We start from the raw sequence: 23,905 nt of genomic DNA on the forward strand, positions 1-23,905 counted from the left end.
AGCGCGTATTAATAAAAACAATGAGTCAAAAGTATCCATTATCTGATAAAGGTGTGACATCGTCAGCGATTGGTTTATCGGTCGCATCTTATCTCAATTATTTTTGAAATTCCAAGGAGCTATTATGAGTGAGCAGAACCCAAATCAAGAAAATTTTGACCAAACGGTCGTCCATGACAACGTCGAGCATAAAGAAAGTATCTTAGAAGAAACCTTGGATGAGTTTGATCCAAAGAAAAACTCAGGCGAAGAAGCCACAATTGAAAACGAGATCAACCTTGATACATTCAAAGCGCGCATCGCTGAATTAGAAGGCGAAGTGAAGCAGGCCAAAGAAAACACTGCTCGTGCTAATGCTGAAGCTTATAACGCCCAAAAGCGTGCCGAACAAGAAGCGGATAAGAGCAAAAAATTTGCACTACAAAAATTTGCCAAAGAGTTACTCGATATCGTCGATAACTTGGAGCGCGCTATGGAAAACGCAGATGCAAACGATCCAGTCGCTGAAGGGGTTCAATTAACTCATAAAGCATTGGTCTCTGTACTGACTCGTCATGGTGTCGAAGTGGTTGATCCAGAAGGTGAGAAGTTCAACGCTGATTTCCATGAAGCCGTGGGTATCGACCCAGAAGCAGAAGCAGATACCGTTGGTACTGTCTTACAAAAAGGCTATAGCCTAAACGGTCGCTTGTTACGCCCAGCCATGGTACGTGTTGGACAATAATATTTTTAGAGGCTAAACCCTACTAATATGAAGGTTTTTCACAAAAAATCACAGGAAAGACCATTTTTGCATGATTTTTACCTTGAAAAATATGACAAGCAAACCGATATAAAGCAACAAGTGACCGATAGCGGTCAGCATTTAACACCATTTATATTTAAAACAATTAGGAGTAATTGATTATGGGTAAAGTAATTGGTATTGATTTAGGTACAACTAACTCATGTGTGGCAGTGATGGAAGGTGACAAAGTTAAAGTCATCGAAAACGCTGAAGGCACTCGCACCACCCCATCGATCGTCGCATATAAAAATGATGAAACGTTGGTTGGACAATCAGCCAAGCGTCAAGCGGTCACCAACCCAAACAACACATTGTTTGCGATTAAGCGTTTGATCGGTCGTCGTTTTGATGACAAAGTCGTGCAAAAAGACATCGGCATGGTGCCTTACAAAATCGCTAAAGCAGATAACGGTGATGCATGGGTTGAAATCAACGGTAAAAAGCTGGCGCCACCACAGGTTTCTGCTGAAATCTTGAAAAAAATGAAGAAAACAGCAGAAGACTATCTTGGTGAAAGCGTGACCGAAGCGGTTGTGACTGTACCTGCTTACTTCAATGACTCACAGCGTCAAGCCACCAAAGATGCGGGTAAGATCGCAGGTCTTGATGTAAAACGTATCATCAACGAGCCAACTGCTGCGGCACTTGCTTACGGTATGGACAAAAAGCAAGGCGATAGCACCGTTGCTGTATATGACTTGGGCGGTGGTACTTTTGATATCTCAATCATTGAGATTGCAGATGTAGACGGCGAGCAACAGTTTGAAGTACTAGCGACCAACGGTGATACGTTCCTTGGTGGTGAAGACTTTGACTCAGCGTTGATCGATTATTTGGTAGCTGAGTTCAAAAAAGAGCAAGACGTAAACCTAAAAGGTGACTCTCTTGCGATGCAACGTCTAAAAGAAGCAGCTGAAAAAGCGAAGATTGAGCTATCAAGTGCACAAAGCACTGAAGTGAACTTGCCATATATCACTGCTGACAGCAGTGGTCCTAAGCACTTGGTCATCACTATCAGCCGCTCTAAGCTTGAAAGCCTAACCGAAGATCTAGTACAGCGCACGATGGACCCTTGTAAAACTGCCCTTGAAGATGCTGGCCTAAAAATTGGCGATATCAACGATGTAATCTTGGTTGGTGGTCAGACTCGTATGCCACTTGTACAACAAAAAGTGCAAGAGTTCTTTGGTCAAGAGCCACGTAAAGACGTGAACCCTGACGAAGCAGTGGCTGCAGGTGCTGCAATCCAAGGTGCCGTATTGTCTGGTGACAAAACTGACGTATTGCTACTTGATGTGACGCCATTGACACTAGGTATCGAAACCATGGGCGGTGTCATGACCCCAGTTATCGAGAAAAACACCATGATTCCTACCAAGAAATCACAGGTATTCTCAACCGCTGAAGACAACCAGCCAGCAGTTACTATTCAGGTATATCAAGGTGAGCGTAAAATCGCGAACCAAAACAAATTGCTTGGTCGTTTTGACTTGACGGATATTCCACCAGCACCACGTGGCCTACCGCAAATCGAAGTATCTTTTGACATCAATGCTGATGGTATCATGAACATCTCAGCAACCGATAAAGGTACTGGTAAAGCACAGAGCATCCAAATCAAAGCGGATTCTGGTTTGTCGGATGAAGAAGTCGAGCAAATGGTTCGTGATGCAGAGGCTAATGCTGCTGAAGATGAGAAATTCGCTAATCTAGCGCAAGTTCGTAACGAAGCAGATGGTCGTATCCATGCCGTACAAAAAGCGCTAAAAGAAGCAGAAGATAAAGTCACTGATGAAGAAAAATCAACAGTAGAATCTGCGATCACTGAGCTTGAAGCGGCGGCGAAAGAAGATGACCATGACGAAATCAAAGCCAAGCTTGAAGCGCTAGACAATGCATTCTTGCCAGTTAGCCAGAAGATTTATGCTGATAGCGGCGCAGGTAGCGAGGGTATGGATCCAAGCCAGTTCCAACAAGGTGCTGAAGGCGCAGCAGACAACAACCAAGCCGACGATGACGTGGTTGATGCAGAGTTTACTGAAGTGAACGACGACAAAAAATAATCGTCTTAGTTCATGTAAGATAATAAAGTCTTTGTAATAAAAAACGCACCTTAAGGGGTGCGTTTTTTATGTCTGTTCTTTAAGCGTATTGTCGTCGAAACGCGTTATCATGGTAGCTGTGCATCAATGATTAAGACGTCGTAAGTCAGATATACGCAAGACTGACCGTCCTCATCTACCCCTGCAAACTGCTGCCAATAATCATGCTCGAATGCTTGCAAGCGGGTTTTGGTCCAGACAAAAGGCTGCATGTTAGATGTTTGTTCACCAATCGTTTGCTTGCCACAGGTTTGATTGCTATCTATTTGATTGGTCGATACACCTGTCATCTTCATATGTTTGAGCACATCATAAGGCTGGGCAAATGGCACATTGAAACGCTGTGTTGATAGCTTTATGTGTTGAAATCCCGCTTGATCTAGCGCTGATTGCCATTCACTAATATCTGGATAATGCAGTCCTTGTCCTGTTAGGGTTTTTATTTGCAAGAAATTATCTGGGGTAAAGGTGCTTAGCAATAACTGCCCGTCAGGTTTTAGCCGTGAGGCTGACTGTGCAATTAAATGCAGTGGGTTATCGAACCACTGAATCGCATTAGCGCTAATGATTAAGCTATGCTCACCGCCTAAATCCATGGTTTCAGCATCGCCTATCAATATCTCTGCTTGTGGCAACTCCTGTTGTAAAAGCGCGGCTTGTTGCTCGCATAATTCATTGATAGACCATCGCTCACTGTGTAAATGTGCTGCCAATAGCTGGGTCAACTGCCCTGTGCCTGCACCGACCTCAAGTATGCTCTCTTGATGGTTATCATTGATGGCGGTCAGTAAGTACTGACAAATCTGCTGCTGAATATGAGCATGTTTGTCGTACTGATTGGCTTGTGAAAAGTGACGCGCAATGATCTGTTTACGGGCACTGAGCTTAGAGATAGCAGGATGGTGTTCCATAATCGTTCTTTCGCATAAAAGTTTATAATGAGCGTCAAAGGCTGCGGTCATTATATAGATAGTTGCCTGATCAAACGCTCGCATTCATCATAAGTGATGGCAGCATTAAGTACCAAGCGAATGCGTGATGTATTGGCAGGGACGGTCGGTGGCCTAATAGGCAGCGCATAAAATCCAGCGTCTTGGAGCTGATTTGCCTTTGTCATGGTACGAGCGTTGTCACCCAAAATATAGGGCACAATAGGCGATTCATAGATAGGTGTGGCTAACGATGATGGTACACGATATTCAGGGTTAATGGCTTGGCTCAGTTGTAATGAAATCTGCGCCAAATGCTCTCGACGTGTCTGTAGCTGCGGCATTTTTGCCAAAATAAACCGTGTCCATGCATGATTGATCGGTGGCAAGGCAGTACTAAAAATCAACGGACGCATCTGATTAATCAGCCATGATTTAACGATCTTGTCACATAGAATATAAGCACCAACGGAGGCAAATGCTTTACCAAAGGTTCCTACTAAGTAGTCAATATCAGCCAAGGTATGGGTTTCCTCAGCCAGCCCTAATCCTTGCGCGCCGAGCACACCGACGGCATGGGCGTCGTCGACATACAGCTCGACACGACTATCAGTGGCTTTGAGGGTGATCAATGCAGGTAAATCTGCGCGATCACCATCCATACTGAAGATACTTTCGGTGACGATGATGATACGTTCCACGTCCTCTTCAACCTGCATAAGCATAGCAGCCAAATGCGCATAATCATTGTGTCGATAGCGGCGATACAGGCAGCGTTTGCTTTCGCTGAGTTTAATACCATCAATCATACTGGCGTGTACCAGCTTGTCTGCCAAAATAACCGTCTTCACTGGTAGTGCAGTCAATGCAGGTAAGATCCCGATATTGGCGTGGTAGCCACTATTTAATACCAAGGCAGATTTCGTCGCGGTTTGACTTATTCCAGCTGCGGTTTCATACCACGCTTGTAGCTCATCCTCTAACGCCTGTAGCTGTGTATCATTGCCAGTTAACAGACGCGATGATGTTGCGCTCATTTTGGGCAAACAGTCCATTGATTGCTGAATAAATTCAAAAAACTCACGCTGCAACTCAGCATCACTGCCCAAACCTAGATAATCGTTGCTAGCAATATTTAATAGGGTATTGTCATCAGCAATTACATACCGTCCGTGGTGTTCGATATCTGGTAATTTGCGATATTGTTGTTTGTCTTTGAGTTGTAAGAGCGCAGTTTGTAGCTGCGCGTCGATAAAAGCTGACATGCAGAGCCATCCTTTTTCTTTATTCGTCAGTATATGCGGAACACAATGAGTAGGGATTATTGCACAAAAACGGGATGTGTAACAAAAAGTTTCATATATCAGCCTTTGTAACCCGAGCACTGACAAATGCTTTCAAATCTTAACTCTCATACCATTAAACACTGACAGAGTGTCTGAAATAGTTTGTTACTATGTACCCATCGTTAGCAAACAAGGCGATACGGCCAAATGGTCAATACAACTAAATAACTTGTTTGTCCAAATTTACTTGAAGGAGCTAATAATGAAAACTCTACAAAAAACTATACTTGCACTAGCAACTGGTTCTTTACTTACTGTAGGTGCAAACGCCGCTGTTAACTATGGTAACGGCTATACAGGTCAGCCATACGTTGGTGCCAAGATCGGTCAATTTGACAATGATGTAGACGGTGATGATCCAACTGCATACGGTGTATATGCTGGTTATAACTTCGATCCTAACTTTGGTATGGAAGTTGAATATGTTGGTTCAGATGATGCCGACCTAGACAACAATGCTGGCGACTATGATACCAAAACTTATGGCGCGTACGGTACTTACCGTTACACGTTCCCAAATACTGCACTATATGCCAAAGGTAAACTTGGTATCGCTAAAACAGAGCTAGAAGCTGATTTTGATAACGGTAACAATGACTCAGTCAGTGATACTGGTATTGCTGGTGGTATCGGTCTTGGTTATGCGGTGAATCCTAACTTCAATGTCGAAACAGAATATGCCATGATGGATAGTGATGCAGATACTAAGCTGCTTACTGTAGGCGCTAACTTAAAGTTCTAAGATAATATAGCGTACTTGTACCTATAGTCAAAAACGAAGAAACGACCATTTTATATGGTCGTTTTTTTATGCTTGTAAAATATTTTTGCAACACATGTTTACTTTGACAAATAATTTGGTATGATACCGCCACTACTAATAACAAGTAGAAAATAGTTGAGTAGTATTTGATATTAAACAAATTATTTGTTTATTTAATCCAAGGTTGAAAATACTTTATGAAAAATCTACAAAAAACGTTACTTGCAGTAATCGCAGGCTCAGTAATGACCATGAGCGCACAAGCAGCCATTTCTTATGGTGCTGGCCAATCATACGTTGGTATTAAAGCTGGTCAATTCATGGTAGATGCTGATGATTTAGATGATCCAACCGCATATGGCGTTTATGCTGGTTATAACTTCGATCCTAACTTTGGTGCTGAGATTGAGTATGTAGGTTCTAATGACGCTGATGTTGATACAGGTAACAGTGGCATTGACGCTGAATTTGATCTAAAAACTTATGGTGCTTATGGTACTTACCGTTATGCATTCCCAAATACTGGCTTATATGCAAAAGGTAAACTAGGCTTTGCTAAAGCTGAGATTGAAGTTTCTGCTGAGGACTTTCTTGGAAACTCTGGAAGTGACAGCGATAGCGACAGTGGTGTAGCTGGCGGTATTGGCTTGGGTTATAACTTCAATCCTAATATGAGTGTTGAAGCTGAATATGACTATGTTGCTGAAGACCTTACGCTATTAACTCTTGGTGCACATTACAAATTCTAAGCTTTGATTTGTGTGGATGACTAAAAGCGATCACTCTAAGTGGTCGTTTTTTTTGTGCTAGTTTTAATATTCATTATGCTTGTTTTATCAAAATACCACACCATAAATAATAATAGGTAATTGATTTTTAAGATAATATTATCTTAAAAACTGTGCTACATTGGAAGGTAGGCAGATACAGGAGTAGACAGCGATGATTGAGACTATCTGGATGATTGAACCTTGGCATTGGTTGGTGTTAGGCTTCTCTTTGATGATTGCTGAGATATTTATTCCAACTTTTGCAAGTCTTTGGTTTGGCGCGGCGGCTGTGATTGTTGCCGCTTTAGCGTGGTTGCTCCCCGTTCCATTATTATTTCAGGTACTGATCTGGCTTACGCTATCGGTTTTGTTTATGTTTGCTTGGGTCAAATACATCAAGCCGCTGTCCATAAACCGCAAAAAGGCGGGGCAGAGTAGTGATCTGATTATTGGTGAGACGGGCATGATCGTGGTCAAACCGCAAAAAGGCATTTCAGGTATAGTGCGCTTTAACGTGCCTATTTGGGGTGCAGATGAGTGGCCATGTCGCACAGCAGGCGTGAATGTCGAGACAGGTGATCGTGTGGTGGTCATAAAGGTGGTCGGCGATGAGATGGTGGTTGCACCCACGCAGCGCCTCCAAGCACCCAAAACCATACGGCCAAACATTACTCCAACGATTAACAGTCAAGTGCCTGCCAAACAATCTAAAGCGGCTAGACTAAGTTTGCACAAACCCGATCTCAAAGAGACAGGTACTAGCAAATAAACGTTATCAGGTACTAAAGATTTTTAAATTAAGAAAAAAAGGACATAAATCACGTCGCTGGCAAATAAAGCAAGGATCAAGGAGAATCACATGGGTAGTATCTTGAGTAGTTTAAATGGCGTGGGTATCGTGATGCTGGTATTGGCAGCATTGGTGATTTTTACCGTTTTTAAAGGCGTTTGTATTGTCCCGCAAGGGTACAAGTGGGTCGTGCAACGGCTGGGTAAATATCAGCAAACTCTAGAGCCTGGCTTTAGTATCATCATTCCTTTTGTGGATAGAGTCGCTTATAAAGTCACCACAAAGGACATCGTACTAGATATCCCATCTCAAGAAGTCATCACCCGTGATAACGTGGTCATCATCGCTAATGCTGTGGCTTATATCAACATCTTGCGTCCAGACAAAGCGGTCTACGGTATTGAAGATTATGAACATGGTATCCGCAATTTGGTACAAACCTCCTTGCGCTCTATTATTGGTGAGATGGATTTGGATAATGCCTTATCGAGTCGTGATGAGATTAAAGCCTTGCTCAAACAGGCGATCTCAGAAGACATCGCCGATTGGGGTATTACGCTTAAAACCGTAGAGATTCAAGACATTAATCCCTCGCAAACCATGCAAGCCTCTATGGAAGAGCAGGCAGCGGCAGAGCGTCTACGCCGAGCGACCGTTACTCGTGCTGATGGTCAAAAACAAGCTGCTATTTTGGAAGCAGATGGACGTCTGGAAGCCTCACGCCGCGATGCCGAAGCGCAAGTGGTACTGGCTAAAGGCTCAGAGGAATCAATTCGTCTTATCACAGCGGCGATGGGTGATGAAGAGATGCCGATTGTCTACTTACTTGGCGAGCAGTACATCAAGTCTATTCGTCAACTGGCGGAGTCTGACAATTCAAAAATGGTGGTGTTGCCAGCCGATATCTTGAGCACTGTTAAAGGGATGGTAGGCGATAAATTAAAGCTGTAAATATTTCAAAAAATATCGCAAAAAGACCTCGTTTGAGGTCTTTTTAATGGCTAATAATTGTCTGCCAAATCGTTATATCAGATAACTTTTGAGAAACGGTTTTTATGTTTTTTTTCTAAATATTCATCAAATACCATGGCGACATTGCGACCAAGCAAGCGGCCCCTAGGTAAGACACGAATGCCTGCTGCATCCATATCAATCAGTCTATCTGCTTGCATCTCGCCCAGCTGTTGAATCTCATCAATAAAATAGGTAATCGCATCGATACCGAATTTTTGATTCACATCTTTAAAATCAAGATAGTCGTGGCAGAGCAGGTTCATGATGACATATTCACGTAAGCGATCTTTGATGGACGTTTTAATATATTTCACCGCAGGCATGACCATAGGATTGATTTTCGCCATATCAATCTTAGCTTGGTAGTTCTGTAGATTAGTGTCATTTTGCAAGATGTAGCGCGTATTGCTATTGGCAATTTGACTGATGGATGAGACACCAAAGCCCAATAAATCACAATCGCCCATGATGGTGTAGCCCTGAAAATTACGATGTAATTTTCCTTCGCGCTGTGCAATCGCTAGCTCATCGTCAGGCTTAGCAAAGTGATCGATACCGATATATTGATAGCCCGCTTCGGTTAGCGTGTTGACGGTGTTGCCGAGCATAGCGAGCTTAGCTGCTGGGCTAGGTAGGTCTTCATCTTTGATCTGACGTTGGGCTTTGAAACGCTCAGGTAGATGCGCATAGTTAAAGACAGACAGACGATCTGGTGACATCTCAATGATACGTTGTACCGTTTTGTCTAACGTGTCAGGCGTTTGATGCGGCAAACCATAAATCAGATCGATATTGATGGAGTGAAAACCAAGCCCTCGCGCCTCTGTTAATACATTCTCAATAAGCTCTACTGAGTGCACACGATTGACCGCGATTTGTACTGTTTCATCTAAGTCTTGCACGCCTAAGCTGATACGGTTGAAACCGAGGTTGCGTAATACCTTGAGCGTATTATCACTCAGCTCACGCGGGTCGATTTCGATAGAGTAGTCGCCTTCATTTTCTGGCAAAAACTCAAACTGCGTCTGCAAAAACTCCCACAGCTTAACCATCTCTTCATCGCGCAAAAATGTTGGCGTACCACCGCCCAAATGCAGCTGCTTGACCAAGGGCTTATCGCTACCTTCTGGTACAGACAGCAAGCGGCGTTTAAGGGCAATCTCAGCCATTAAATACTGCAGATAATCACCAGAGTCGCTATTTTTTTTGGTAATAATCTTATTGCAGGCGCAGTAATAGCAAAGGTGACGGCAAAACGGAATGTGAAAGTATAAAGACAACGGCGCGCGTGACTCACGATTCTGCAAGATTTTCGTCTCAAGACCAACTGCCTCAAAACCATTTATGCCAATATTTTCAGGTATCGGCGTAAACTCTAGAGCAGTTGGGTAGGAGGTATAACGTGGTCCTGAACGATTGTACTTATTGATGATGGCCTCATCAAATGCTGGTAGCTGCTTATTAGTGATACTGCCGCGGGTACTGGCATAAGGGTTGTCTGGTTGCATAACAGGACGCGTGGTCGACGGCGGCGCTTCCGCATCATTGTAGGGCTGCGGGTTAGTTTGTGCTGAATAATCTGTCATGCGGTATTCCTCGTTTTGACCCATAGTGGCTATAGCATCGCTTTTTTGTGCTGCCAGATGATAACGTTTGCAGTAACAGCTTGGCTATTATAGCAACTGTCTTAAAATATGGTCATTATTATACCAAATCCCTACTTTTAGTATGGTATATCGTGATGGTTTTTAGCATTAATATTGTCGGCTTTGGTTTGAGATGATTGTTTTAATGTCCTACCTATATTTTTTATAAAACACGACATTTGCACGCTGATAAATAATACTTTATCATCGATTAATCTCTAATATTAGGAAACGCTGATGTCGTTTGCTCAAGTCTATACTCGCTCAGTTGTCGGTTTGCATGCACCTAAAGTCATCATCGAAGTTCACTTATCGCAAGGGTTACCAGCACTAACCATCGTTGGTCTACCTGAAGCGGCCGTGCGCGAGAGTAAAGACAGAGTACGCTCTGCCATTCTTAATTCAGGTTTTCAGTTTCCTAATCGGCGTCTAACGATTAATTTAGCACCCGCTGATTTACCCAAAGATGGCGCGCGTCTGGACTTGCCGATAGCCATTGGTATATTGGCGGCAAGCGGACAGTTGGAACCGGAGATGTTATCAGGGTTTGAATTCATTGGCGAGTTGGCACTCAACGGTGAGCTGCGGCAGGTAACTGGTAGCTTGGCTGTCGCTCGCGCGATTAAGACAGAAGGATTGGCATCAACGTTGTCGAAAACGTTGTCAAAGGCGAGTGACTCTGTAAAAAATGAGCAACATGTTACCTTACAGAGCGCACCACAATTAATCGTACCGATTGACAATGGTCGTGAGGCTAGCCGTGTGGATGGCGTGACGATATTGGCAGCACAGAGCCTCAAGGCCGTCTGTAATCACTTGCAGTCACTGGCGGATCCAAGCGGATCTTATGACTGCTTGGAGGTGGTCACACCCAGTCCAGCACTGCAGCATGTAGGCTATCAAGTGGATTTAGCCGATGTCAAAGGACAGCACCATGCCAGACGCGCTCTAGAGATAGCAGCAGCTGGCGGTCATTCGTTATTGTTTACAGGGCCACCGGGTTCTGGCAAAACGCTCATGGCCTCACGTTTGCCGACGATATTGCCTGATCTCAGTGATGAGGATGCGCTCGAGGTAGCCAGTACGTATTCAGTAGCAGACAGTGATTACGATTACGGCACACGTCCCTTTAGGCAAGTGCATCACACCATATCAGCCGTGGCGTTGGTTGGCGGCGGTTCACGGCCCAAACCGGGCGAGATTACGCTTGCTAATAAAGGGGTGTTATTCCTTGATGAGTTACCAGAATTTGATCGGAGCGTGCTTGAAGTATTACGCCAGCCGTTAGAAGCCAAACAAATCACTATTAGCCGTGCTAACTCTCAAATGACCTTTCCAGCCAACTTTCAATTAGTCGCTGCTATGAATCCGTGCCCGTTGTAATAGTTCCAAATTAATGGCAAAAAATCTAAATTGATGGCACAATAATATCATTGATAAATGTGAGAACTATATGAGCCATTTTTTTACTAAAGACAGTCCTAGAGAAAAATATAAAAATTCCTTCGACATTAGTAACTACATAAAGCCTCATTCTCAGGTTGATTATGATACAGATGCTAATTCTGAACCTGACCGTAATTATACGATAAATCATTTTAATAAGAATTTTGAATATGTGGTCGTTTGGTATGACAAGGATTTTATTGCACCTACTAATGCAAGCTCAAGCTCCAACAGCAACGGAACAGTTACCTATGTAGATGTTTTATTCGCTAATTTAACAGAGCCTAAGTATATTAAAAAAGAAAATGGAGAAGAAGCTACTAGCTATTTAAAGTTAAGAATTCATATCAACCACATACATAAATTACCTTTCGGTAGTATTTGGAAAAATGGTAAGTCAGAAGAGCGCTTTGTTCTTAATTCCTATGAAGTTGAAGTTGAAGATAATTATAATATTCACTCTTTTTCAAAAGCATATTTTGATATGAGAGTTGGAGCAGAAATAGACCTTAAAGAAAATCCTACATTTGAGGAAACTATCAAAAGAAGCCAACTAATAAATGAAATGCCATTCGATAGTACAAAATACTTTGAAAAAATAAATGGCTATGATAAAAATCAATTAATAAATATTGAAGATGGTGAACATAAAATTATCGTTCACCCTTTATCTTTATTCATTACCCATTATGGGTATTCCATGGATATAAAACGTATTATTAGTAGATATAATTTGGATACTATAGAGAAAAAACTGATTCCAAGAAACAAACAGATCGAAGAAAAAATGAAGGCCGAGGGAGTTGATGAATATGTTGTATTACCTCCAAAATTCACTCAAAGAGACGCAGTATTTCTACATCAGTTAAAATATAACTTAGACGTATGGAAAAAAGTTGAGAAAATACACAACAATATTCAAGAGGCTAAAGATAATAAAAAAAGAAACGTTCGAATTGATTTTTGGTATCAACCTTTGACCTTACATATTAAGGGTATCCCTATCGGGGATAAAATATTATGCGCAAATATTATCGGTATCAGTGAACCTAAACTTGATCCTATTAACCTTGTTCTTCAACCAAAAAGACGACTTAGCACTGATGAATCTATAGAGATTCAAGATTTTTTGACAGTAAGGCAGTACATACCACCAGATAATATTGAAGATCTAGATTTTACTCACAACCCTGTAAATAATCTAACGACTTTAATATTACTCGAACGATTGGAGAGAATTGGTGATCTAGTCATAATCAACAAACTAACAAACGGTATAATTTCTAAACCTATTGATGATAGCACACGCTTTGTAAAAGAAGAGATGCCAGAGGAACTAGGTGTAGGAGAGAAAATTGGGAGAGGATCAACAGGTTTAGCCAAGGGACTTTTTGATGTAAAAGAAGACGATCAATCTCGCTTTAATAAAACTTGGAATCATGCTAAAGAGTACTCGAAACAAAATCATGGAACCGCACGCTGGTTTACTTTTGGTCAGGGTCTTCAAGAGCAGGACGATTTCTATGTGATGTCTTTAGCCAAGTTACACTCTACTGCTCATGATTTATACTGGCCTGAGTATGTTTTAGTCATAGAATTGCAAATTGCGGAAAATAAGTATTATATTTTAGAGTTTGGAGAAGTAAAGTTAAAGAAGAAAAATGACTCAAAAAGCAATGGAACAAGAGTAAAAGGTTTTAATGGCATCGCTTATAAAACTGACAATGATGAAGATTTTTTCAGTAAGGACGGTAAGCTAGTTGAATTGATAGCAAAAGTTGTAAGTTTAAACGGAACTCTAAACTCTGAATTTACTAACTTTTACAATGGGAAGTTAGCTTTGTTTAAGCATCCTAACTCGATTAACAGTAATTGGGTCAGAAACGGTATAGATAACTTATAACACACTTAAAATCTAATCAATTCAAATATAAAAATTAGTATTATTATCGACAACGCGATTATATTCAGAGTAACCTAATAATAGGTATATCTGCTTCTGCCCAGTCTAGCTCATGAAGTTCCTGCTTTGTAAGCCACGATAGGTTATTATGTTCTACTTTTTTTATAGATTCTTTTTCATAAATGCTGCATCTATAAAAAGTGATATGAACCTTAAAGTCTGGGTACTGATGTTCTATTTTTTTTAATATTGATACTATTTCAATATGTGCATCTAGCTCTTCTAATATCTCACGGTGGAGTGCTTGTTCGTGAGTCTCGTTAGACTCAACTTTACCACCCGGAAATTCAAATTTATACGATAGATATTCGAACTTACTTCTTTTCCTTTGTGCGCATAGATATTTATCGTCGTGCTTTATTACTGCGGCAACAACACTAATCACACTCATAACAGCCTCTTACTGGAAAAAAGATGATCATTTCATATCAATCAAGAGAACTAAGAGATAGCTCAATAGACGACTTTCTTAGTTTCTATCAGCTTACAGAAGAAGCTAGAGAAAAGCTAAAGTTTATCTTGACGACCTTAGCAGCAGGGGACACTCTACAAGATATACCTACTCAAAATGACTTCTATTTTGAAAAAGATACTTTGCAAGTCAATTTGACTAGTGATATTGTAGCTCAATTTTCTATAGCCAATAAGTCACACTTGGGTAAAAGTGCAAGTTACGACTGGGAAACAGTTAGTAGACTAAAACTCAAATACATAGGAGAAAATAGCAATGATACACGATTTTCAGCCTAATTGGGTTTACCACCCTTCTCAAACCATACTAAAATTTCTGGAAGGAAGTAATGTTGACCCATCTTGTCTGAGTGGCAGTTTTCTTAAGAAGCTAAACAATCAACAGATAGATATCGATTCCGATACAGCTATTTACCTAGCTCGACTTATAGGTGGGAGTGAAGATTTTTGGTTAAATATACAAAACAACTATGAGAAGAGTATTAGAAGATTTCAAGAGAGCAATATCGATAGCAATTTTGAAGATTACTATACACTTGTTCAAGAGATGAAAAAAAGATCGTGGTTACCAAGTTCAGATTATAAATACCTTGATCAATTGAACTTAAAAAGTTTTTTTGGTATTTCAGACTTGAGTCCATTAAACGAAGAAAGTATATACAAGAATTTCTTAGGATCAAGGTATAAAAAAATTGGAAGCTATGAATTTTCAACATTGAACATTGCAGCATTTATGCGTATGGCAGAGTTAGAGTTTAAGAAGCAACATATCCTAAACGATTTCAATAAGTCTCTTTTTATAGAAAAATTACAAGAAATTAAAACCTTATCTAGAAAAAGAGGGTTAAGGAATTTTAAGAAAGATTTACTAGAAATTTGTATTGAATGCGGTGTAGCCGTAGTGTTCTTAAGCACTTTGGATAAATGCCCTATAAGGGGCGTATCAAAGTTCATAGAGGGCAAAGGAATGATTGTTATTACTAACAAATACAATCAAGACCACCTCTTTTGGCAGACTTTTTTTCATGAGGCTGCACATCTAATTTTACACCAAGATGAAATGACACATTACGATTTTGGTGAACCTAAAGATAATGAACAGCATGATGAGTGCGAAAAGGAAGCTGATGAATTTATGGTTTCACAGTTAATCTACCCTTTCACCTTAAAAGAGATTGAACAAAAAGTTGATTTTAAATTAGTACGTAGAGACAAACGTTCTAGCTTTGCAAATTTGTGTAGGGTCGCTAACGAAGTTAATCTGTCACCAAGCCTACTTATAGGAGTATTGAAATCTTCTCAAAAAATAGATTACAGGTATTTTAATGATAGACATAGGCCTATATTCGATAACTCCTCTATACCAGAGGTACTTAGCTAAACCTTGGCATATTATGTAAATAACAGGTGATAAAGGGTAGGGTTTAAATTGACTACCCTTTATAAGTATAAAATACATTAGGTGATTTTTGCCAGTTGCATAATGCGTCTTCCATCTCTTGATAGCCAATTTCGAGGTGATCTGCTAGACCCATAGCGTAGCTATCTAATTGCTTATCTGAGAAACTACCAAAGATAAGTTTAGCCCCGTCTTTAGGACCAGTTGACCCAACGATATGGCAGCTATCAGCTTCAACGTTAACCAAATCAGTCTTAGATAGCATAGACAAATAGTCAAATGTCGATAATCGCCCAAAGCTATGTATATTGCGTCGAATTACTGGGAAAAGAATTCTAAAATGTTCTTTAGGATCTTCTAAACTGTTATTTATGAACAGGTTATAATGACCACCATTAACTTTAACAAAGTTTATGTAATCTTCAAGCACTCTAGGTATATCTCTTAAAGTCTTAAACTTCGCATGATTACCAAATTTTGGTTTGTTTTGTGAGTTGATAAGATTATCTGCTAACCTAGGAAGTATTTGAGTATTATTACTAGCAACTTCCCACGTCAATTTTTCATCTACACCTGAGTATAGTTGCCTCAAGAAATTCCAATTTGATTGGTAATTCTCTGCTGTATAGACTAACAAAAAAGTCAACCAACATGCTTCATCATAATTTCTGTCTTTTAGGTATAAAATTGCTCTTACTGGGTCAAAAATGGTGTCTTGAGGGTCTAACCTTCGGGTATCAATATCTCTGTTTGAAACAGCATTGAAGTATTTAACCCGCTTCATGCTTTCGATAATTTGCATAGCTAAAACCTCATATGAAATTCTAGAAAGCCCGCAAGAAAGCCCTTCGTTTGTAAGGTATTCGGTAATGTCATTAGCTAATATGACTGAATAATCGATTCTTTCTTGATATTTCATAAACGCCCTACTTAAAATTTTTTCTGTTAATTTCATTAATTTTTTTATCTAGAAAATAGAGTATAGGGTCACTTCTACATAAATCTCTAAGCTCTTTTAATTCGCTTTGTCTACCTTGCTTAGCGTATGAATAAGACAATAGAATTATAGCTATCTCTTGCCAAAATATATCTTTAATGCTGTGGATATCAAAGTCGTCCTGTAAAGACTTTGTTCTCAGCTTTTCTTCTAATTCTTTAATGGTATTAAAATCATTCTCTAAATAAGAAGGGTTTATGGGTTCCATCGTAGCTTTGTTTTGCCATCCTTCAATATGTAAAAAATTATCAACTGTAGTTTTATCCTCATGATAGATATGTAGACTGCCAACGAAGTGTGTATAGATGCCTAATTCTAACGCTTCATTATCCTTCGCTAACTCTGCCCACATGAGTTCTTGGATAAGGGTAAAACTAAATAAGTCATGTATTAGGCCCTTAGTAGCATCATTAGATCTCATTATTGTAGTCAAGTGGAGAGCATTATCTCTGACGAAGAACTGTAATGAACAGGTACAAGGAATGTCTCTAGAGTCGTCCCTAAAAAGATCTTCTTTATCATATATCGATATTACAGCTCTTCGTGTTTCAGGCTTTCGTTTGAGAAGATCTTTAATCGCTTTAAATTGATTCTTTATACCAAACATTCTAGAACCATACGCACCCAAAACAGGGGCGTTTTCACCTTGTTTATAGTCGATAAAATCTCGGTAGTTTGATATGTAATACTCTATGAACTCAATACTATCACTTCCGTTCACGTACCAAAAAAACTCGCCTATACAGCTGATCAGTTTGCTTCTAGATTCTGAGATACTTAGTCTTGCTCTGGGGTTAGTTAAAATAAGTTGAACATTTCTAATTTCATTGTTTCCCCCTTTTGAAGACTCTACCTCATCTCCGCAATTTACGATTTGAGAGAAAGTTGAGTTCAATAGATCATCCAACGAATCTTCTTTAATAATCATCTTAACACCTTACTTAAAATAAGCTCATTTGATTCGTATTCAGGGTTAAAGAGCGATTGTATTCAAGCTCAGCTTTTAACTTTTTTGCACATTCAATTATTTTTTTTCTATTTGATGGTAAAGCTCCTCTACTGATAGCTATTTCTCTGGTTCTGACAGTAATATCATAATGAGGATAACTGGCATTTTTATGAAACCATCGTTTGTCTACATTAATAAGCAAAGCAAAGTCATGCAGCTCATCAAGACTGTCGGCCAGCAAGTGACACCACTTATCTTGCCTAAAACTTATATTTGCAAAATCTACGTAGACAGCCATGAGTTTGCTCCTGTCAAATAAGGTTAGAATATACTTTAAAAAATAACTAGACTATAGTACTTTAATTATTATGTCACTAAAATAGGAAAAGGTACTGAAATTAAGTTTTTCTGTGGTAATGGGTTGACCCATGCTGCATGTGGGATTTCATAAACTATAAAAGTACTCTAACAACTTATAAGATTAGAATGAACAATTATATAGCTGTTTTCCTAGTATTCCCCATGCTGGCAATCCCACTTGTGGCTTTCTGGCTGTGTTTGAAACCTAAATGGTTACAGTCTACTAACTTTCTGCCAAGTAATAGAATATTATTTGCTTTAGTTGCGACTATATCTTGGATTATATCTATCCTGATAATCATCATAGCGTATGACTGGGAGCATCAAACAACTGTGTCAGAGCAACTGGTAGCTGGTCTAGGCTGTCTCATATTTAGCTTTGGGTTCATACTAATGTTCAAAGAAAAGCTAATTACGGAAAAGTAAGCTATGCGTAAAATCGACGAAAAATTCTTAAAATTATCAATAATATTTACTTTTTTTGCCTTAATCGGATACTTTGCGTTGAGCTTTATTGCTGAAAACCATATTTCTAATACAACTGGTAGTGTTGGTATTAATCAAGCGCCTTTAGTTGTTATTGATACATTACAAGGAGACTGGTTGTTTGGCTACCTACTTCTATTAGGGGTATTAGTTTTGCATTGGACAATTAAGCGAGTAACGAGCTGATGAGTAAGCGAGAGTTGAAGGCTCTTCAAAGGAGGTTCAATAACAAACTAGATAAAGAGGGAATCACGGTAGATTTTTATAATCGTCATGAAGCTTTGAAACCTACACTAGACGAAATAGGCCGAGCGCTTGCAAAGAAGCACAATACTGCTAATGAAAAAGATTATGAATGGATGAAGTGGCTTATTGTTATCGCTTCTGGAGTATTCTCAGTCATAGTGTCTCAAATTACTAGAATGTCCCCAGCACTTGACAGTTCCCTGCTGTTCATACAGAGTAATCAGTTATTTCTATTTAAAGGAGCCATTATCGCTAATGCCTTGGGTATTATCTTTGGAGCTGTTTATTTGTATGCCGATATAAGAAGTGAAAGAGATTTAGCTGATAAACTAAGTATTCAACGTTTATACTTACTTTTAGAAGGAGCTAATAGGTACGAGTCCATTATTCCTTCTAGCAACTTTCGCATATTCTCATATTGTAAAAGAGCTAGTCTACTTTGCTTTTTAGCATCTATTGGAGCTTGGATTGTATTTATTTGGCTAATGTAATACGTTTTAAAAGAGGGTTTATGCAAAACCTAATAGAAGCAAGACAGTTAAGTTTAGTTTTTCCTGAATCATCATTGCCTTTATTTTCAGAAATTGATATTTTTTTGACTAATGAGTTACATGCGTTAATTGGCAGAAACGGAGTAGGAAAATCCTGTTTAGCAGCAATACTAGCAGATAGGTTGCAGCCTAGTATAGGTTGCAGCCTAGTGAAGGTGTTGTACAACGCTTTTGCAAAATAGGCTACTTGGCTCAGGGAGAAACTGAAATAGTAGGAACCGCAGGTGATGTTTTAGGTGTTAGTGAGATACAACGAGTAAGCTCACGTATTCTCAATGGTGAAGGTACACCGGAAGATTTTAGTTTTATGGACGGTAAGTGGAATTGGGAAGCTGAAACAGACGCCTTATTGGCAGAAGGTGAGCTATCACTAGATGTTCTTAAGCGTCCATTTAAGTCACTTAGCGGTGGTGAGCAGACACGTTTAAAACTGTTAGCATTAAAAAGGCAAGGATGTAAGTTTTTAATACTTGATGAGCCTAGCAACCATTTAGATCAGGATGGTCGCGTGTGGTTAGCTCAATGGCTAGAGAGTTTTAATGGCGGTGTTTTATTAGTGTCACATGATCCCATTTTATTAGAACAAGTACAGATCGTTTATGAATTAACGAGTATGGGGATTTCAATAAGTCGTGGTGGTTGGCATGATTGGCTAGAGAGTCAAGAACAGCTACTTTTAGGTGCGCAAAGAAGTGCTGATCAGGCAAAAAAAGAACTACAGCAAGCCAAGCGAGAACAGCAGGTTGCTCAAGAGAAGACCGAACAGCGCCAAAGTCGCGGTAAAAATAAACGTAAAGATAGCAATCAAAGTAAAATTATTCTAGATCGTGAGTTAGGGCGCTCAGAGGCTACTCAATCACGTAAAGCGAAGCTACACGATGATCGAATACAAAATGCTAGCGGACAAGCAGCTAGTGCTAAGGCACAATTAGAGATTATAGAACCGCTTGCCATCGTAACGGCTACTCCCGAAGTTACCAGTAATCCACTGCTGCATCTATCTGATGTTGTCTTACCTTTTGGCATGGCAACTACATTGAGTTTGATCGTGAATAAGGGCGAACGCATTGCCATTACTGGTAAGAATGGTAGTGGCAAATCCACTTTACTAAAAGTAATATCAGGTCAGCTTGAAGCGTTGCGAGGTGAAATAGCAGTTACTCAGTCCTATCGCCTTATGGATCAGCATTTTTCTTTTCTCGATAAAGATCTGTCCGCATTAGATAATTTTCGTCAGCAGGCGTCTGGTTGGACAGAAGATTTATATCGAACTCGATTGGCGCAACTGAGAATTAAGGGAGATGCTGCAATCAAGCCAGTCAATACATTAAGCGGTGGCGAACAATTAAAAGTAGCCCTTGCATGCTTGTTTTGTGGTCCTACTGCTCCAGCCTTACTGCTACTAGATGAACCTGACAACCATTTAGATATAGAATCAAAAAACTTGCTCCAGCAAGCATTACACGACTATACAGGTGCAATTATCTTGGTATCTCATGATCAGAGTTTTATAGAAGCTATAGGTGATATGGATAATCTAACATTAAAAAAATAGTTTTGAGATATAAATATTAATAGGGGAAAGTGTATGCTTAGTATATTAAGCCATTGATTGATATATATTTAATGCCGTATATATAGATTATAAAACAGATAAATGAAGCAAATCAGGTTTTGTTTGTATTTTGAGTATTTGAGCTTTTAAACCAAAGAGAATTATATGACAGCAGTTGTAGCGATCTTAAATAAGACAGGTATGGCATTAGCCGCAGATAGTGCTGCGACAATTACTAATGGTGATAAATCAACTAGCAAGGTTTTTAATACAGCTAACAAAGTCTTCACTTTATCAAAACACCATCCAGTTGCGATCATGATCTTTAACAATGCAGAGTTTCTTTATACACCTTGGGAGCTAATCATCAAGTTGTATAGAAAAAGTTTAAAGAAAAGATCATTCAGAACTGTTAAAGAGTACAGCGATGATTTCAGGAAATTTCTTATAAAAAATGAATTATTGAACTTTAGAAAAAAAGAAAAAGCTTTTCTTACAACGAAGTTACAGATCATAGTCAATAAAATTATAAATGATGTAGGAAACCAACTATTAGATCAGGGTGATTATGACACTTTGTTAGTATTACAAGATTTAGATTCGTATGAAGATATACCATCTGAGAAAATCGACAGCGTGAAAAAAGTAGCAGCTATACTAGACAGTATAGTTGATCAAGATATCTTAATTTTCAATGCCTTAGATAAGATAGAAGGTCTAGATGAGGTAGATCTAAAAAGTTTTAAGCAGAGTAATGAGGATTTTATCTATGAAGTTATTGATGATGTACTTATAAATAGTACTCCATTACTACTACATTCAGATAATATTGAAGGATTAAGAGCAAAAATTGCTGATTTGTTCATTAGTATTTTATCATCTAATTGCTTTTTGTTAGGCTTTACAGGATTAGTTTTTGTAGGCTACGGTAATGAACAATTATATCCAGCTCTATATTCTATCCAGACGGATGGAGTGGTCAGTGGGAACCTTCGTTACAGTGTTACTGGTGATATCTCAATTAGTGATGAACATCACTGCGACCTTGTTCCGTTTGCACAGACTGATGTAATGAATACTTTTATTCGAGGCATGAACCCTGAGGTGTATAATGTTGTCAATGATTCATTATATAAGTCACTATCGAGTACTTTAGATACTTATAACGATACAATTATTGCGAATACAGAGGGAGAAGTTGATGAGGGGCTTCTAGAAACTTTAAAGCAAGAGTTTAAAGAAAGTATTATGGTATCGATGCAAAATAATATAGAATCTGTTCTACATAACTCCCATATACAACCAACTTTACAAGCTTTAAGATTTCTATCTAAGGAAGATTTAGCGGAACTTGCAGAGAGTTTGATCTATCTAACATTTCTGAAAAGACGAACTACGTCCTCATTGGAAAGTGTTGGTGGTGCGATTGATGTAGCAATTATTAGTAAAGGCGATGGCTTTATTTGGAAAAAGCGAAAACATTATTTTGAAGATAAGCTCAATCAACATTTCTTTCAAAATTACTTTGATTAGTGAGTTGCTGCAATTATTCCAATAAGGAGATATACCATGTTAAACAAAACTGAATTTCCATTTGCGTTTGATAGTAACACTTACAGCACGGTAAGAAAGAATAAAGATGTATTTCTTCTTGGAAAAGATAAATTAACTGAAGAAGAGATGTACAGTGATATTTATAAAAATCGTGAGCGTATTTCAGACCATATAGCTAGTAAAGCATCAGCTAGATTTAAACAAAGTTTAATAAATAAAGGGCTCCTCAGCGAAGAGAAAGTTGAGGCTTAAAAGTTTGCAAATAATCAGTGACAATGTAAAAACCAGAAACTAGAGTTTCTGGTTTTTTTTAGCAAAAAGATAGTGGTAAGTAGGCTGATCAGAATCGTAGAGTGTTCAACGGGTTGACTGCAAATATTTTAATTTGAACATAACGCTTCACAAGGGATACAGTCTTTATCACTATCAATGGCGGTATTACGTAAGCATCCGACCATCCCATCTTTTCCTCACTTAAAAAATGCGAGATAGTGTCCACGATTAATAATCGTGGACACTAACATGACAACACAACCACCTAACAAACCCAAACGTAGAACTTACAGTGCTGAGTTTAAAGAACTTTTAGTACAAGAAGCGATTGGCATCGACCACTTTTTAGACGCCTGCTGAGTTGCTAGGTAGACTACCTTGAATGCTGCCTGATCAGACGGGAACACCTTACGTTTATTCACCGCTGTCCGAATCACGCTGTTTAAAGACTCAATAGCATTGGTGGTATAAATCACTTTTCTGATATCTTTCGGATACTCAAAGAACACCGTTAAGCCCTCCCAGTTATTACGCCAAGACTTGATGACATGTGGGTACTCTGTGCCCCAAGTCTCATCAAAGTGCTCAAGGTTGGCCTCTGCTATCTCAAGCGTATCAGCACCATAAATTGCCTTTAAATCAGCCGCTACGGCCTTCTTATCCGTCCACGGCACAAACTTCATTGAGTAACGCACCATATGCACGATACACAGCTGAACCTGAGTGTTGGGGTAAACGGTATTGATGGCATCAGGAAAGCCTTTTAAACCATCAACACAGGCAATCAGGATATCTTGCACCCCGCGGTTTTGTAGTTCAGTGAGAACACCCAGCCAGAACTTAGCGCCTTCATTCTCTGATAGCCACATACCAAGCAGCTCTTTTTTACCGCTAAGATTGACGCCTAGGGCTAAGTAAATGGCTTTGTTGATGATCTGCTTGTTTTGACGTATCTTCACGACGATGCAGTCCAAATAGACGATAGGATAAACACTGCTCAGCGGCCTGTTCTGCCAAGCGGTGATGTCCTCTAATATGTTATCGGTGACTCTTGAGACAAGAGAGCTTGAGATGTCGACATCGTAGAGCTCTTTAATGCTCTCTACGATCTCAGTGGTGGTTTGACCCTTGGCGTAAAGGAATATGATTTTATCATCAAGGCCACTAATACGGGTTTGATGCTTACTGACAAGTACAGGCTCAAAGCTACTGTCGCGGTCTCTTGGGGTGGAGATCTCAAGCTCGCCTGTGTCGCTACGGACTCTCTTTTTAGTGTGCCCATTGCGCTTATTAGGCCTGTCTGCCTTTTCATGCTTGGGGTAGCCGAGATGCTCTTCCATTTCTGCTTCTAAGGCAGTGTCGATGAAGGACTGCATGAGCTGCTTTTGAAAGTCTTTGATGTCATCGAAGCTTTTCATGCTGCTGGCCATTTGCTCAGCCAGTTTCTTGATGTCAGATTGAGTAGTCATTGCTTATTCTCCTGTTAGTGGATTATAAGCAGTTACACA

The 23,905-nt window shown here is 39.6% G+C and carries 23 protein-coding genes and 1 pseudogene; 16 read left to right on the forward strand and 8 right to left on the reverse strand.

The genetic code is table 11. The features are described 5' to 3' along the window. Window positions 1–124 precede the first annotated feature (124 nt). Entirely contained in the window at window positions 125–724 is a 600-nt protein-coding gene (gene grpE, locus L0G63_RS01680) for a nucleotide exchange factor GrpE (RefSeq protein WP_301449104.1), read from the forward strand. A gap of 182 nt (window positions 725–906) precedes the next feature. After that, complete coding sequence (dnaK, locus tag L0G63_RS01685; RefSeq protein WP_301449105.1) at window positions 907–2,850, forward strand: molecular chaperone DnaK; 1,944 nt, start codon at window positions 907–909, stop codon at window positions 2,848–2,850. Between the two features lie 107 nt (window positions 2,851–2,957). Here the strand turns inward: dnaK and L0G63_RS01690 are convergent, their stop codons facing one another. Then, window positions 2,958–3,800, reverse strand: a complete 843-nt coding sequence (locus L0G63_RS01690) for a methyltransferase domain-containing protein (protein WP_301449106.1) — start codon at window positions 3,798–3,800, stop codon at window positions 2,958–2,960. Between the two features lie 50 nt (window positions 3,801–3,850). Continuing rightward, window positions 3,851–5,083, reverse strand: coding sequence for an 8-amino-7-oxononanoate synthase (locus tag L0G63_RS01695; protein ID WP_301449107.1), 1,233 nt, complete (start codon window positions 5,081–5,083; stop codon window positions 3,851–3,853). A 283-nt stretch (window positions 5,084–5,366) separates the two neighbouring features. Between L0G63_RS01695 and L0G63_RS01700 the strand changes: the two genes are divergently transcribed. The 4 genes from L0G63_RS01700 (at window position 5,367) to L0G63_RS01715 (ending at window position 8,438) form a co-directional block, all read left to right on the forward strand. After that, entirely contained in the window at window positions 5,367–5,906 is a 540-nt protein-coding gene (locus tag L0G63_RS01700) for a porin family protein (protein WP_301449108.1), read from the forward strand. A gap of 218 nt (window positions 5,907–6,124) precedes the next feature. Continuing rightward, the gene (locus tag L0G63_RS01705; RefSeq protein WP_301449109.1) at window positions 6,125–6,676 is read left to right on the forward strand and encodes a porin family protein; all 552 of its coding nucleotides are present in this window, start codon (window positions 6,125–6,127) and stop codon (window positions 6,674–6,676) included. A gap of 193 nt (window positions 6,677–6,869) precedes the next feature. Beyond that, the gene (locus L0G63_RS01710; RefSeq protein ID WP_367618349.1) at window positions 6,870–7,466 is read left to right on the forward strand and encodes an NfeD family protein; all 597 of its coding nucleotides are present in this window, start codon (window positions 6,870–6,872) and stop codon (window positions 7,464–7,466) included. 90 nt (window positions 7,467–7,556) lie between these two features. Beyond that, window positions 7,557–8,438 carry an SPFH domain-containing protein gene (locus L0G63_RS01715; protein WP_301449110.1) on the forward strand — a complete coding sequence of 294 codons (882 nt, stop codon included), beginning with the start codon at window positions 7,557–7,559 and terminating at the stop codon, window positions 8,436–8,438. Window positions 8,439–8,515: 77 nt separating this feature from the next. Here the strand turns inward: L0G63_RS01715 and hemN are convergent, their stop codons facing one another. Then, complete coding sequence (hemN, locus tag L0G63_RS01720; protein ID WP_301449111.1) at window positions 8,516–10,087, reverse strand: oxygen-independent coproporphyrinogen III oxidase; 1,572 nt, start codon at window positions 10,085–10,087, stop codon at window positions 8,516–8,518. A 297-nt stretch (window positions 10,088–10,384) separates the two neighbouring features. Between hemN and L0G63_RS01725 the strand changes: the two are divergent. Both L0G63_RS01725 and L0G63_RS01730 read left to right on the forward strand, forming a co-directional pair. Then, window positions 10,385–11,524: pseudogene (locus L0G63_RS01725) on the forward strand (YifB family Mg chelatase-like AAA ATPase); the annotation flags it as partial. A 76-nt stretch (window positions 11,525–11,600) separates the two neighbouring features. Continuing rightward, window positions 11,601–13,496, forward strand: a complete 1,896-nt coding sequence (locus L0G63_RS01730; protein ID WP_301449112.1) for a hypothetical protein — start codon at window positions 11,601–11,603, stop codon at window positions 13,494–13,496. Between the two features lie 64 nt (window positions 13,497–13,560). Here the strand turns inward: L0G63_RS01730 and L0G63_RS01735 are convergent, their stop codons facing one another. Next, the gene (locus tag L0G63_RS01735) at window positions 13,561–13,947 is read right to left on the reverse strand and encodes a (deoxy)nucleoside triphosphate pyrophosphohydrolase (protein ID WP_079692945.1); all 387 of its coding nucleotides are present in this window, start codon (window positions 13,945–13,947) and stop codon (window positions 13,561–13,563) included. Between the two features lie 23 nt (window positions 13,948–13,970). Here L0G63_RS01735 and L0G63_RS01740 point away from each other — a divergent pair, with 23 nt between their 5' ends. Further along, window positions 13,971–14,306 (forward strand): hypothetical protein, encoded by a 336-nt coding sequence (locus L0G63_RS01740; RefSeq protein ID WP_301449113.1) that lies wholly within the window; start codon window positions 13,971–13,973, stop codon window positions 14,304–14,306. Then, window positions 14,284–15,408: a hypothetical protein gene (locus L0G63_RS01745; RefSeq protein WP_301449114.1), complete on the forward strand. Its 1,125-nt coding sequence runs from the start codon at window positions 14,284–14,286 to the stop codon at window positions 15,406–15,408. The genes L0G63_RS01740 and L0G63_RS01745 overlap by 23 nt, the downstream gene beginning before the upstream one ends. 52 nt (window positions 15,409–15,460) lie before the next feature. On the opposite strand, the gene L0G63_RS01750 is transcribed toward L0G63_RS01745, so the two are convergent. Genes L0G63_RS01750 through L0G63_RS01760 form a run of 3 tightly spaced genes read right to left on the reverse strand, consistent with a single transcriptional unit; the run spans window position 15,461 to window position 17,670 of the window. Further along, entirely contained in the window at window positions 15,461–16,345 is an 885-nt protein-coding gene (locus tag L0G63_RS01750) for a hypothetical protein (RefSeq protein WP_301449115.1), read from the reverse strand. 7 nt (window positions 16,346–16,352) lie between these two features. Beyond that, a complete protein-coding gene (locus tag L0G63_RS01755; protein ID WP_301449116.1) occupies window positions 16,353–17,351 on the reverse strand; it encodes a thymidylate synthase in 999 nt (332 codons plus the stop codon). A 13-nt stretch (window positions 17,352–17,364) separates the two neighbouring features. After that, on the reverse strand, window positions 17,365–17,670 hold the full coding sequence (locus L0G63_RS01760) for a DUF4031 domain-containing protein (RefSeq protein ID WP_079692940.1): 306 nt from the start codon (window positions 17,668–17,670) through the stop codon (window positions 17,365–17,367). 491 nt (window positions 17,671–18,161) lie between these two features. Between L0G63_RS01760 and L0G63_RS01765 the strand changes: the two genes are divergently transcribed. From L0G63_RS01765 to L0G63_RS01790, 6 genes are all read left to right on the forward strand, one after another. Continuing rightward, entirely contained in the window at window positions 18,162–18,404 is a 243-nt protein-coding gene (locus tag L0G63_RS01765; protein ID WP_301449117.1) for a hypothetical protein, read from the forward strand. Next, window positions 18,404–18,955 (forward strand): hypothetical protein, encoded by a 552-nt coding sequence (locus L0G63_RS01770; RefSeq protein ID WP_301449118.1) that lies wholly within the window; start codon window positions 18,404–18,406, stop codon window positions 18,953–18,955. The genes L0G63_RS01765 and L0G63_RS01770 overlap by 1 nt, the downstream gene beginning before the upstream one ends. Window positions 18,956–18,975: 20 nt before the next feature. Further along, window positions 18,976–19,197 (forward strand): hypothetical protein, encoded by a 222-nt coding sequence (locus tag L0G63_RS01775; RefSeq protein WP_301449119.1) that lies wholly within the window; start codon window positions 18,976–18,978, stop codon window positions 19,195–19,197. A gap of 5 nt (window positions 19,198–19,202) precedes the next feature. Further along, entirely contained in the window at window positions 19,203–20,570 is a 1,368-nt protein-coding gene (locus L0G63_RS01780) for an ATP-binding cassette domain-containing protein (protein WP_301449120.1), read from the forward strand. Between the two features lie 165 nt (window positions 20,571–20,735). Further along, window positions 20,736–22,103: a hypothetical protein gene (locus L0G63_RS01785; RefSeq protein WP_301449121.1), complete on the forward strand. Its 1,368-nt coding sequence runs from the start codon at window positions 20,736–20,738 to the stop codon at window positions 22,101–22,103. A gap of 36 nt (window positions 22,104–22,139) precedes the next feature. After that, the gene (locus L0G63_RS01790; RefSeq protein ID WP_301449122.1) at window positions 22,140–22,376 is read left to right on the forward strand and encodes a hypothetical protein; all 237 of its coding nucleotides are present in this window, start codon (window positions 22,140–22,142) and stop codon (window positions 22,374–22,376) included. Between the two features lie 308 nt (window positions 22,377–22,684). On the opposite strand, the gene L0G63_RS01795 is transcribed toward L0G63_RS01790, so the two are convergent. Continuing rightward, a complete protein-coding gene (locus L0G63_RS01795) occupies window positions 22,685–23,866 on the reverse strand; it encodes an IS256 family transposase (protein ID WP_301449123.1) in 1,182 nt (393 codons plus the stop codon). Between the last annotated feature and the right edge of the window lie 39 nt (window positions 23,867–23,905).

Source organism: Psychrobacter sp. (assembly GCF_030454045.1).
Taxonomy (GTDB): Bacteria; Pseudomonadota; Gammaproteobacteria; order Pseudomonadales; family Moraxellaceae; genus Psychrobacter.